The organism is Acinetobacter sp. GWC1_38_13, assembly GCF_001767535.1.
In the GTDB taxonomy this organism is placed as follows: Bacteria; Pseudomonadota; Gammaproteobacteria; order Pseudomonadales; family Moraxellaceae; genus Acinetobacter; species Acinetobacter junii.
This window is the reverse complement of the sequence record NZ_MELG01000032.1, coordinates 22,200-34,845: the sequence shown is the minus strand read 5'-3', so window position 1 is coordinate 34,845 and position 12,646 is coordinate 22,200. Positions and strand designations below refer to the sequence as shown.

Sequence of the window (12,646 nt, the reverse complement as noted above, 5' to 3'; positions counted from 1 at the left end):
GCGAATTGAATGCGAATAAATATTCATATTATGCTTTGATTAAATAACAATCAAAGGTGTTTTGCAATGCTAAGCATCCCTAAGCCAAGTCGTTTAGCTGCATTTGAAACTATGGTGCAGTCCAATTTAAAAACCAAAATCTTGGGTTATATGACCAATCAACATCTACAACCAAGCTATGCTGAATATTTACAACTCAATGAAGCGCTTCAAGCAGGTGATGAGCCGATGGATCAGGTGATGCGATGGGTATTACAAAATCCCAAACTTCATCGAAAATACTTTGAGACGGCGTTATATGAAGGTTTAGATAAACTGCCTCATGACGTTCCTGAACTGACACAATTTTTTAGCTTAGTTGAACGAAAACCCACTTGGTATGACCAAGTCAAAATAGATAAAGCTCTGCAATTCACTTATCGATTGGGAGCAAATAATGGTCTGATTCTTAGAGATCTCTCTTTAATGGCGGGCTATATGTATCCTGGTTTTAACCAACCGCTAATCCTCACAGGTGCATTAAAAAAACAAGCAGCTACGCGCCTTGCAGAAACCACAAAATGGTGGGTTGATATCACAGAGAAAGAGGGCTTTGAACGTTATAACAAGGGCTTTTGTTCCACAATTTATGTTCGTTTCATTCATTCTTTAGTACGGCATCAGCTACAAAAATCAGAAAAATGGGATGCTGAAACATGGGGCTTACCAATTAATCAATATGATCAAGCCATGACGAATATTGCCTTTAGTGGTGTGGTGCTATTAGGAATTCGAGCCTTAGGTATCTTTCCAAGTGCGGAGGAAGTCGACAGCTTTTTACACTTTTGGAAATATGCAGGTTGGTTGATGGGAATTGAGGAAAAATGGTTGGTGGATCAGGAATCTGAAGGATGGAAACTCATCTACTGGATGCAATTCGCGCATCCAAAATCGGATGCAAGTAGTATTTCACTTGGCTCAAGTCTTTCCAAAGAACCTTTTGAACGAAAATATCGTTATTTGCGCACTTTTCAACAAAAATTGGCATATAAACAACACTTAGAACTGACTCAGTTCTTTGTAGGACGTAAGAAGATGAAATTGTTGGGCTTAACCCCTCAGTCAGCCTCTTGGTTTGCCTATTATTTGATTGGCCGAAACTTGGCACTTTACTCATGTGCTAAGCATATTCCACGATTGAATCAGTTTCTTGAACTTAATGGACGCCATCTGCAAAAACTTGGCTTGTCTCTTTATCGCAATCAAGCACAACAACTGGCCAGTATGCATTAGCAATTAAAAAGCCCTCAATGATGAGGGCTTTTTAATAAAGCGTAGAATCTACTTAGTGATCAGATGCACCTGAGATTCCAATACCTGTTTGTGAGCGAACAAACTGTGCGTCGAATGCTTTGCGTTCTTTTTGAGCGCGTGCCGACTTGTCTGTTACAGAGAAGAACCAGCAGCATAAGAACGATAATGGCATAGCAAATAATGCAGGACCATTAAATGGGTTTGGTGCTGTTTCTGAGATCGCAAGCGTATCTACCCAAACTGCTTTTGATAAGATAATCAGAGTCACTGCACCAACTAAACCAACAACACCACCGATAACCGCACCACGAGTCGTTAAGCCTTTCCAGAACATTGATAAAACAAGGACTGGGAAGTTTGCACAACATGCTACAGAGAATGCTAAACCAACCATGAAGGCAACGTTTTGTTTCTCGAACAAAATCCCCAAGATCATTGCAAAGATTGCTAAGCCTAAAGTTGCAATTTTAGACATACGCAATTCTGATTGTGGAGTCGTTTTACCTTTTTTGAATACGTTTGCATAAAGGTCATGAGAAATTGCTGAAGCACCTGAGAGTGTCAAACCAGCAACAACCGCCAAGATTGTTGCGAAAGCCACTGCTGAGATGAAGCCCATGAATAGGTCACCACCCACAGCATCACTAAGGTGAACCGCAGCCATGTTGTTACCGCCGACCAACTCTAATTTTCCTGTCATAGCAGCTTTTGCAACATCAAGGAATTGAGGGTTGTTTGCAACAAACAAGATTGCACCGAAACCAATGATGAAAGTTAAAAGATAGAAGTAACCAATAAAACCAGTTGCTACAACTACAGATTTACGTGCTTCTTTTGCATCTTTAACTGTGAAGAAACGCATTAAGATATGTGGTAAACCAGCAGTACCAAACATCAAAGCAAGGCCTAATGACAGTGCATCAATTGGGTTTGCAGCGAGTTTGCCTGGCCCCATGATTTTTGCAGCTTCTTCCCAGCTCATACCATGCGCTTGGCTATAAACACCAATCGCTTGGTTAAACATATTCGTGAAACTAAATCCAACGGCTTTCATTACCATAAATGCCATGAAAGTCGCACCACTGAGTAACATCACCGCTTTGATGATTTGTACCCAAGTGGTCGCCAACATACCACCGAAGATTACGTATGCCATCATCAATAAGCCAACGATCACAACAGCGATGTTATAGTTCAGACCAAACAATAATTTGATTAACTGACCTGCACCCACCATTTGAGCAATCAAATAGAATGCAACAACAACCAATGAACTAAATGCTGCTAAGGTACGGACTGGCTTCTCATCTAAGCGGAAAGAAACCACGTCAGATAAATTGTATTTACCCAAGTTACGTAAACGCTCTGCAACTAAGAATAATACAATTGGCCAACCCACCATGAAACCAAGTGAGTAGAGTAAGCCATCAAAACCTGAACTAAAAACAAGTGCGGAAATACCCAAGAACGATGCTGCCGACATATAGTCACCCGCAATCGCCAAACCATTTTGGAAACCGCTGATACCACCGCCTGCCGTATAGAAATCACTAGCATTTGTTGTCTGTTTTGCTGCCCATTTAGTAATAAACAGCGTAAAACCCACGAAGATCATAAACATAATGATCGCGTGCCAGTTGGTTGCTTGCTGCTCTGCTGCTCCAAGGTCTGGTCCAGCGTAGGCGATTCCAGAACTCACCAAGCTTGTGAGAGCGAAGAGTTTCGCTTTTATTGACGTCCCTTTCATCTCAGTGCATTCCTTTTTCATGTGTGATCGCCTCAACTTCCTTGAGAGCCTCTTCATTTAAACGGTCTAATTTATTGTTGGCGATATATGAATACACACCACATAACAAAAAGGACAACACGATAATGCCCAAACCAAGAGGCATCCCCCATGTTGTTACACCACCGCTAAATGAACTTGCTAGAAATTCTTTGTTGTAGCCAACTAAAAGCATAAAGCCGACGTAGATAAACAACATGATTGCTGTTAATGTCCAACTTAAAGTACGCTTCTTGCTCACCATCTCTTGAAACTTTGGATTACGTAGAATTCGTTCTACCTGTGAATCATCCATAACCGACTCCTTATTTTTGTGTCCAACCATGGACCCCTTTTTCAAATGGGATTTTTCATAATTAAAGTTAACAAGATTATGCTTGACTCGTAACTTAGACTTTGGTCTCTAAATGCACATCTCAACTCATCATGCAAGCGAAGCATCGGGTATGATAAAAAATGGAATTTGAACACGTGGGCAATATGAACAGTTGGCTTATTATCGGGGTACTCGCCCTCTATATCGTGCTACTTTTCGGCTGTGCTTTCTTCGGTGAAAAACACGCTAGCCGCTTGAGTCCACGTGGTCGTATGCTGTTGTTTAGCCTAACGCTCGGCGTGTATTGTTCATCTTGGACGTTTTATGGTGCTACAGGCGCTGCTGTTCGAGAAGGTGTTATTTTCCTCCCGATTTATCTGGGTCCTTTGCTATTTATTTGGTTTGGCTACGATATTTGGAAACGGTTGGGACGTATTCGCCAATACCATGCCATTTCATCTATTGCCGATTTTGTTGCTGCTCGTTACGGTAAAAGTGGAAGTTTGGCTGCACTCGTCACGATTTTAGCAGTCATTGCTATTGTTCCTTATTTGGCATTGCAATTACGTGCTATTGCACTCAGTGCATCGGTCATTCTAGAACAAAATGCACACGTCACTACGACAACAAACAGTGTGTTAATGCTGACAGCCCTTTTGGCTATTTTGGCTATGATTTTCGGAACACGACATATTGCACACACAGAACAGCATGGCGGTTTGATGCTGGCGGTTGCCTTTGAATCCTTTGTGAAATTATTCGCCCTCCTCTGTGTTGCAGGATTTTTCTTATTGCAATCGCCTGAAAATATTAAACAAGTCAGCAACGATGTCAGTCAACATTTTCATGACTTACAACAAGTTGGCGTTCCAGAAACCTTTTGGGTACAAACGCTACTGGCTGGTTTAGCCATGATTTGTTTACCTCGTCAGTTCCACGTTGCAGTGGTTGAGTTACGCGATGAAAAACATATCCGTGGTGCTCGACGTTGGTTTGCAGCGTATTTGATTTTGACCATCATCGCGATTATTCCTATCGCAAGTTGGGCATTACACTCATTGCCTGAATCATTGGGCACACCTGATATTGCGGTGCTCGCACTACCGCTCAGTTATCAACAAGAATGGCTTACATTACTGGCATTTCTAGGCGGATTTTCGGCTTCTACAGGAATGTTATTGGTTGCATCAGTGGCACTGTCAATCATGCTCAGCAATGATTTGATCATGCCTGCACTTTGGCGATTTAAGATCATTTCTCGTCAAGATCAACAACTGCCACGTGTTTTGAAATTAACTCGTCGGATTAGTATCGTTGGTGTCATGCTGCTCGGCTTTTTGTTTTTCCATTTTTTCAATGATATCAACCAACTATCAGTTTTTGGCTTACTCGCTTTTAGTGCAGTTGCACAATTTTCACCTGCTTTGATTGGTGGTTTGTACTGGCGAGGAGCTAGTCGTCAAGGAGTATACGCGGGACTGATTGTTGGCTTTGTGATGTGGAGCTATACACTGTTATTCCCAACAGTTTTACGTAGTCTTCCTGAGCATTATCAAAATTTTGCTCAACATTTATTGCTGTTTGGTCCTTTTGATATTAATAGCTTACGCCCAGAAGCATTATTAGGTTTTGAATCTTTTGTTCCATTAACACATGGTGTTTTATGGTCTTTAGGACTAAATATCGCCATGTATATTTGGGTTTCACGCTTGTACCGCCCAAGTATTGCTGAACAAATTCAGGCTGAAAGTTTCTTTTATTACGAAAGCAAACCTCTACCTTCAGCACAGACTTCAACAGATCTCAGTGATTTACATCAAAATGCCGCACGATTAAAAGTCGGTGACCTACTCGCTCTCGCGAAAAGAATTACAGGTGAAAAACCGACAATCCAAGCCTTCCAGCAATTTTGTGAACAGAATCATGTGGTTTTAAATGAAAATCATGTCGCAAATGGGATGTGGTGGCGTTTTACTGAACAATATTTAGCGGGGATCATTGGTGCAGCATCGGCACGAACATTATTGACCACTGCTTTGATCAATAACGGTTTAGCTTTAGGTCAAGTCGCCAATATCTTAGACCAAGCCTCCCAATGGCAGCGTTTCAACCAAAACTTACTGATGACCATGATTGATCACATGACTCAAGGGGTGAGTGTGGTCGATAAAAATATGTGTTTAGTTGCATGGAACAATCAATATCTAAAACTGTTTGATTACCCTAAAGATTTAGTTTATGTCGGCTGTCCAATTGCTGATCTTATACGCTATAACGCCGAACGTGGTGAATGTGGTCCAGGACCAGTTGAGGAACATGTTCGTAAACGTATTCATTGGATGAAAGTTGGAAGTGCTCATGAATTTGAACGGATTCGTAAAGATGGTCTTGTGATTCAAATGCGTGGTAATCCAATCGAAGGTGGTGGTTTTGTCACGACTTTCGCAGATATTACGGCGTTCCGTGAAAATGAAGCTGTTTTAGAAGAAAGAGTCCGTGATCGTACCCGACAGCTTGCCGATGCATTGACAGAACAGCAATTAGCACTTGAACAAGCCGATAAAGCCAATCAATCCAAAAGTCGATTCTTGGCTGCTGCAAGCCATGACTTATTGCAACCGATGCATGCGGCACGACTGTTTAGTACCGCACTTGAGCAAAGTATTGATAATCCAGATGATCAACTCACCCTACAACAGCTAGATCGTGCACTCTATGGTGCAGAGAGTATGTTATCCGCACTTTTAGATATTGCTCGCCTCGAAGGTGGAACCATTCAACCGAAGCGCCAAGCATATTCATTACATGATTTGTTAAGTGATCTCGAATTGCAATTTAAATCCATCGCAGCTCAACGCAATATTCAACTCAAAGTGCATGACACTAAGTTTTGGGTAGACACTGATCCACAATGGATGCGACGAATAATCCAAAATTTTGTCAGCAATGCATTACGTTACACCGCTCAAGGTCGTGTTGTAGTAGGTGTGCTACGTTCAGCTCAACGTCCGAATCATATTCGAATCGGTGTGTGGGATACAGGACCTGGTATCAATGAACAACAACGCGTAAAACTTTTCCAAGAGTTTGAACGTTGTGGACATACTTCACCATGGGGTGAACAAGGACTTGGTTTAGGTCTAGCGATTGTGCAACGTATGACGAGCTTACTAGATTTCCCTGTTCAAGTTTATTCTGAGTTGGGTAAAGGTTCTTGTTTTATGATTGAAGTACCTCTAGCAGAAGCTCCAAAAATCCAAGTCGCCTCACCACAAATGACCGCCTTACAACATACGGCTTATAAAGTTTTATGTTTGGATAATGATGAAACGATTTTGGAGGGTATGCGGACTTTACTCAGCAAATGGGGTTATCAAATCTTTACTGCCACTGAACCAGCAGAAGCATTAGAGCTGATCCAACATGAAGATATTCAGGTTTGGCTAATTGATCAACATTTAAATCATGATCAACGTGGACTCGATTTTATCGAACAGCATCGCCCTGCCCACATTCCTGTTGCACTCATCACTGCGGATTCTGACCCAGAGTTACCGCAAAAACTTAAACAACAGAATATCATCTTACTGAAAAAACCACTAAAACCAGCTGGCCTGCGTTCGTGGCTTTCGGGATTAAAAATTATGCCGATGCACAAAGATTGAGTTAGAAGGGTCAAACGCCCATTAATGATCAGCGACTAGCATAATATTTTTAGATATAGGCAGAAGTGATCAACAAAAAGCATTTTGGTTGCTAAAAAATTGACCAAAATGCTCAAACAGTAGTTGACTATGGCAAAATAAACCACTTACATTAGTGAACGTTTGTACACTTACTTACAATTATATATATCATTGATTTTAATTGTTTTTATAACATAAAAATCCACATCTACAACTTTAGTCGTATTCTACTTGCTTTTTAAATCACGCATAAATTGATCAAATTGCAAGAAACCAATGCATCAATCCTTTGGTTTCTTACTCTCGCCAAAAAGGACATTGATCATGAATAGCAATACAGCCACTTCAGAGCATACCGCATTACAATTTTATCGCCAATATAGTGCAAATGCGCTACTTCCAGAACTTGACTGGCAACAAATTTTCGAACAAAGCAAGCTCAGTGAATTACACACTCGTGCATTAAACACACTATATCAAGCTGCTGTTCCTCTGGCGCTAAAAGTGTTTCACGAACTGAATTTTGATGTTTTTGCACCAGCTGCATATCATCCACAAGGTTTAGGGCTTTTTGATAAATTAGCTCAGCAAGAAGAGAATCTAGTTAAAGCCTTGGAAAATGAATCTGCACATCTAGATCACGATACACGCCATCAAATGTGGAGCATGCTACTTCGTGGTGGTGCAGTTCTCGTCTTTAAAGCATGGTTAGGGCACGTTAAAACAGGTACACATCAACTCGATAAATCACAATTTGATGAATTGACCGATTTACTGTTTATCAAAACACGTCCTTTAGAGCTTGCACAACGACTCAAAGTCGATACGAATGCAGACTTAGACCATGTATTCCTGATGTATGAAAATGACGTATTTTTAGATCATTTTAATAGCTTAGAAACTGCTGCTTTATTTGTAGATTTAGGAGTTTACGATGCAGCATTCTTAAGTTTAAGAGATGATCGCGTTGCAGAATATCTCAAAGCTAAAGGCTATGTGACCCAAGAACAAATTGATGACCTACAATGTGCTTTAAATCCGTTGTACTGCGATAGTTTGATGCCAAAACAAGATTGCTTGGCTTAACTACAAAATAAAACAAGGTGGAATTCCCACCTTGTTTTGTTATTCCTTAGAACTTCATACTCATACGCATCCAATAATTACGTCCAATATTATTGAATTGCTCACTGGCTGCATAACCGAACATCGAAGCGCCTGCTTTATTTAAATGCTCGGTGTAAGCCTTATCTAAAAGATTATCAACGCCTACCGAAACATCGACAGTATCGGTCAATTGATATGTTCCATTGATCGCCAAGGTATTAAACGCTTTACTTTCATTTATATCATAACCAACCACACTCCCTTCATTGAGACTGATACGATCCTGTTTTGCAACGGCACGCCATAGCAATCCTAGACTATATTTTTCATCCACATAACGAAGATTCATACGCGCTTCAAAAGGCGCTATCTGTGGCAAAGCACGATCATCTGACCTATTTTCACCCCACGCATACATTGCTGAAATATCTGCTTGGAAATGATTATTAAATTGATAACCTACCCCAGCCTCTGCCCCAGCAATTGTGGCATCTACATTACGCGCAAGTGGTTTTCTTTTATCTGGTGTATTGTATTCAAGTAGGATGAAATCTTTGATTAATCCAGCATAAACTGATGCCCAAGTACTCCATGCACCATGCTCTGCTTGCAAACCGAGATCCAATTGTGCAGTGCGTTCATTGTTCAGATTGTCTAGATTATCCACCATTTTATATGTGGTTTTACCCATCATATCTGTGGAACCTACACCATGATCTGTCGTGGTGCTATACAACTCCCAAAAGTCAGGTGTACGCTCCACATATCCCAAACCTAGATAAGTCTTTAAACCATGTTCTGGGAGACTCTTTTCCAAGCGTACAAAACCACTTGGTACAGTATCTTTACGATTTTTAGCATTTTGCAGATTGTCTATTTTGACTTGATCGACACGCGCTCCTGCTACGACTTTTTGATCTTGATCAATCGCATAAGTCCACTCACTAAATGCACCATAAGATTGAAACTTCAAGTCTTCCGCATATGGCATGTTCATCTTCGGCATGGCATACATCACCATATCGCCACCATGCTTATTCTGTTGCGTGTCTACACCCGAAATCACGCTAAATTTGTCCCACTCGGTTGTTACTGCTAGACGTGTATTTAAGGTACGACGATCAACACGCATCGACATTTTGTTCGGTACAGTCATCTCCATACCGTGCATTTTCATCGTGGTCATCGGAGGTGTGCGTAGACTAAAATTATCCATCACATGATCGTTATAACTGTAATCAATCTGTGCTTGAAGCTTCTTAATCACCTCACTGATATTCTTTTGTTCCGCATGCAAAGCTAAACTTTCGCGTTTAAATTGCGAACCATCCATAGTACGACCTGCATATGCCGCTTCGCCATCTGCTTTACCCGCACGAAACTCTAGCCAAGAATCTTCTGAAGGCTTCCAGCCTAAGGCAAGATCGGCATTCCAGCGCTCCCAATTTGAATGAACCGTCTGACCATCACCATCTTGATAATCATTTGAGACAGAACGATTAGCATTTAATCGCGCATATTTGCTCTCATCCCCAATCGCAGCCTCTACATTATGATCGAGTCTCCCATATGAACCGATCAAGACGCTCGCTTGTCCACGATAAGGCTGATCTTTGCTCAAATTCTCTGGTTGGCGCTCAAAAATCACAGTTGCTGCAGAGCCAGGCGTTGCGTATTGAACAGTTTGTGGACCTTTCACTACCGTAATTTTGTCAAAACTTTCAGGCTGAATATATGAAGTCGGAGCATCCATTCGTTGTGGACAAGCACCTAAACTCTCACTTCCATCCACAAGCATTTTTATCCGAGAACCAAACATTCCTCTAAATGTAACATCACCATTCGTTCCGCCATTTTTGATGGCGCTAAAGCCTAAGATGCTTTGCAAATAATCAGCACCATCAGTTGCTGGTACAGGTTGTATGGGTTGTTTAGGATCAGCTTCAATGACTAAACCATTATTTTGGTTCGGTTGTTGAGCAGTCACAACAATAGGTGCAAGCTTTGCTTCAACACGTTGCTGAGTCGATAAATCTTCAGAATTTGCCCAAAGTAAGCTCGAATTTGAGGCAGCAAGAATCGCAACCGTTAAGGGTTGTAATAAAAATTTAGGCTGTGCCATGAGATGTCTTCTCTTAAAACATAAATAAAACGGGCTTAGAGTTCATACAAACCCTAAGAAAAAGTGCTTTGATTTATGCAAAAACAGGTGGGGCTCGCCCTTGTGGCAATAGAAAAAGTCGTTGTAGTGCAAAATAAACATGGTGAAATGTTTGCTGAAATGCGACTAAACGTACTTGAACGCGAACTAAAATTTCTTTGACACCAACATCAGGCGGCAATACTAAATTGGCATATACCGTACAGTACTGACATTGATGATTGGGATCGTGATGATCGTGCGAAGATGCAGATGCGGGTGCTTGTTCGAGTTGATGTGAATGATGATGAGCATGATGCTGTGATTGACTTTGCTCAGCTTGTACCTGAGGTAACAGTAAAGCTTTGGTAATCGTTTCACAGACTGGTGCGATTTGATATTGCTTCGGCAGTAGAGGCTGCAAAAACACCGCAATCTGCAAACAGACTGCGGTAAATGCGAATAATAAACCGCTGCGAAACAATAATGGCATCACGAAAAACCAACGATGAGCTTAGCGCTTCACGGCAACTTTCTCTTTTTCACGCTGGCGTACTACTTTCTCAACCTTTTCACGTGCACGCTGACGTTTTAATGGCGATAAATAATCAACAAAAAGTTTGCCATTTAAGTGATCCATTTCATGTTGGATACAAACTGCGAGAAGTTCGTCAGCTTCTAACTCAAATGCTTGACCATCAAGGTTAATTGCTTCAATTTTTACACGTGACGGACGCTCAACTTTGTCGTATATTTGAGGCACAGAGAGACAGCCTTCTTCGTACGGCTGAGTCTCTTGAGTCAGTGGAGTGACTTTGGGGTTAATGAACACCATCGGTTGATTTTTCTCTTCAGAAAGGTCCATGACAATAAGCTGAATATGATGATCAACCTGAGTTGCCGCTAAACCTATACCCGGTGCCTCGTACATGGTTTCTAACATATCTGCTGCAAGCTGACGAATATCATCAGTGACTTCTTCGACTGGCTTGGCAATGGTACGAAGACGGGGATCAGGAAAACTTAAAATAGGTAATAAGGCCATACTGTTCCTCATTTATGCCATTGATCAGAAAACCAACTGAAGGGAATGCTTGATCAAAAAATTGTGTGTAAAGTCGTTATTATAGCGCAACTACACACATAATTTTTAGGAATTATGATAATGAAAAAGGTTTTAAACGGCATACACTCATTTCATGCCTTGGGGTTAAAAAAACAACTGATTGCTGTTGCCATCTGTGCAGGATTAGGCATGACGGTAAATATAACGCATGCAGCAAGCCCTAATGTTAGCCCACCCTCCGTCAAAGCTGGGGCACCACATGTCTATGTAGTGAAAAAAGGCGATACCCTTTGGGATATCTCAGGCAAGTTTTTAAGTAAACCATGGCGCTGGCCAGAAATTTGGGCAAGCAATAAACACGTTAAGAATCCTCACTGGATTTATCCAGGTGACCGCTTACTACTCTGTAGTTTGAATGGCAAACCTTTAATCGGCAAAGATGAAGGTGACGGCTGTGACGGTATTATTCGTCGTTATACAGGTGGCGGAACAACTTTACGTCCGCAAGTACGTATCGAAGCATTGAACAATAGTGTGCCAGTTATTCCATTGGCTCATATTCAACAATGGTTAGAACGTAGTTCAGTATTACCAGCGGATGCGATTGCGAATACCCCTTATATCTTAGGCACAGCTGACAATCGCGTGCTTGCAGGCAAAGGACAAAGTGTTTACGTCCGTGGTCAAGGTCTAGAAAATGGTCAGCGTTATGGCGTTTACCGTGAAGGTGAACCTTACATCGTTGTCGATGAGCAAGGCAAAAAGCAAAACCTAGGTGTTGAATTACTTCAAGTCGCATCTGGTGTTGCTGTGCGCAATGAAAACGACATTACTACGGTTGAACTGACTGATAGTTATAACGGCGAAGTTCGTCGTGGTGATCGCGTGATGCTTGAACAAGAGGCAATGTTGCCAACCTTGTTCTATCCTATCGATGCAAAACAAGTCCGCGATGGCGGTAAAGTGATTCGTGTATTAGGATCGATTGGTACAGCCGCTAAAAATGGTGTTGTCACTGTTGATCGTGGTACTGCTGATGGCGTTGAAATTGGTCAAGTCTTTAGCACTTACCAAGAGGGTGAGATCGTACAAGATCCAAAAACTAAAGAGAAAGTTAAATTACCTGGACAATATGTGGGTAGCTTGATGATCTTCAAGAGTTTTGATCGTATCAGCTATGCCTACGTTTTAGAAAGTGAACTACCAATCAAGGTCGGTTCAAACATCCAACCACCACGCTTGGATGACTAAG

General features: G+C 41.4%; 9 protein-coding genes. 4 read left to right on the top strand and 5 right to left on the bottom strand.

Annotated elements, in window-relative coordinates:
* Positions 1-66: 66 nt before the first annotated feature.
* Positions 67-1,272, top strand: coding sequence for an oxygenase MpaB family protein (locus A2003_RS03130; protein WP_286686783.1), 1,206 nt, complete (start codon positions 67-69; stop codon positions 1,270-1,272).
* A gap of 52 nt (positions 1,273-1,324) precedes the next feature.
* Here A2003_RS03130 and A2003_RS03125 read toward each other — a convergent pair whose 3' ends face one another.
* Both A2003_RS03125 and A2003_RS03120 read right to left on the bottom strand, forming a co-directional pair.
* Positions 1,325-3,040, bottom strand: a complete 1,716-nt coding sequence (locus A2003_RS03125; protein ID WP_004905491.1) for a cation acetate symporter — start codon at positions 3,038-3,040, stop codon at positions 1,325-1,327.
* 1 nt (position 3,041) lies between these two features.
* Entirely contained in the window at positions 3,042-3,374 is a 333-nt protein-coding gene (locus tag A2003_RS03120; RefSeq protein WP_004956538.1) for a DUF485 domain-containing protein, read from the bottom strand.
* Between the two features lie 185 nt (positions 3,375-3,559).
* Here A2003_RS03120 and A2003_RS03115 point away from each other — a divergent pair, with 185 nt between their 5' ends.
* Positions 3,560-7,060 carry a hybrid sensor histidine kinase/response regulator gene (locus A2003_RS03115; RefSeq protein WP_171488078.1) on the top strand — a complete coding sequence of 1,167 codons (3,501 nt, stop codon included), beginning with the start codon at positions 3,560-3,562 and terminating at the stop codon, positions 7,058-7,060.
* 345 nt (positions 7,061-7,405) lie between these two features.
* Positions 7,406-8,167 carry a hypothetical protein gene (locus A2003_RS03110; RefSeq protein ID WP_004905498.1) on the top strand — a complete coding sequence of 254 codons (762 nt, stop codon included), beginning with the start codon at positions 7,406-7,408 and terminating at the stop codon, positions 8,165-8,167.
* A gap of 46 nt (positions 8,168-8,213) precedes the next feature.
* Here the strand turns inward: A2003_RS03110 and A2003_RS03105 are convergent, their stop codons facing one another.
* The 3 genes from A2003_RS03105 to def all read right to left on the bottom strand — a co-directional run bounded on the left by A2003_RS03105 (position 8,214) and on the right by def (position 11,373).
* Complete coding sequence (locus A2003_RS03105; RefSeq protein WP_286686782.1) at positions 8,214-10,310, bottom strand: TonB-dependent copper receptor; 2,097 nt, start codon at positions 10,308-10,310, stop codon at positions 8,214-8,216.
* Positions 10,311-10,383: 73 nt separating this feature from the next.
* Positions 10,384-10,821 (bottom strand): DUF2946 family protein, encoded by a 438-nt coding sequence (locus A2003_RS03100; protein WP_004967052.1) that lies wholly within the window; start codon positions 10,819-10,821, stop codon positions 10,384-10,386.
* Positions 10,822-10,842: 21 nt separating this feature from the next.
* Positions 10,843-11,373 (bottom strand): peptide deformylase, encoded by a 531-nt coding sequence (def, locus tag A2003_RS03095; RefSeq protein WP_004905508.1) that lies wholly within the window; start codon positions 11,371-11,373, stop codon positions 10,843-10,845.
* Between the two features lie 120 nt (positions 11,374-11,493).
* On the opposite strand from def, the gene A2003_RS03090 reads away from it, so the two are divergent.
* Positions 11,494-12,645, top strand: a complete 1,152-nt coding sequence (locus A2003_RS03090; RefSeq protein ID WP_004905510.1) for a LysM peptidoglycan-binding domain-containing protein — start codon at positions 11,494-11,496, stop codon at positions 12,643-12,645.
* The last annotated feature ends 1 nt before the right edge of the window (position 12,646 follow it).

Bases quoted from the DNA above. Each gene is read 5' to 3' on its own strand.
- A2003_RS03110 (WP_004905498.1), top strand. From the start codon at position 7,406: ATGAATAGCAATACAGCCACTTCAGAGCATACCGCATTACAATTTTAT.
- A2003_RS03100 (WP_004967052.1), bottom strand. From the start codon at position 10,821: ATGCCATTATTGTTTCGCAGCGGTTTATTATTCGCATTTACCGCAGTC.
- A2003_RS03120 (WP_004956538.1), bottom strand. From the start codon at position 3,374: ATGGATGATTCACAGGTAGAACGAATTCTACGTAATCCAAAGTTTCAA.
- A2003_RS03105 (WP_286686782.1), bottom strand. From the start codon at position 10,310: ATGGCACAGCCTAAATTTTTATTACAACCCTTAACGGTTGCGATTCTT.
- def (WP_004905508.1), bottom strand. From the start codon at position 11,373: ATGGCCTTATTACCTATTTTAAGTTTTCCTGATCCCCGTCTTCGTACC.
- A2003_RS03115 (WP_171488078.1), top strand. From the start codon at position 3,560: ATGAACAGTTGGCTTATTATCGGGGTACTCGCCCTCTATATCGTGCTA.
- A2003_RS03125 (WP_004905491.1), bottom strand. From the start codon at position 3,040: ATGAAAGGGACGTCAATAAAAGCGAAACTCTTCGCTCTCACAAGCTTG.
- A2003_RS03090 (WP_004905510.1), top strand. From the start codon at position 11,494: ATGAAAAAGGTTTTAAACGGCATACACTCATTTCATGCCTTGGGGTTA.
- A2003_RS03130 (WP_286686783.1), top strand. From the start codon at position 67: ATGCTAAGCATCCCTAAGCCAAGTCGTTTAGCTGCATTTGAAACTATG.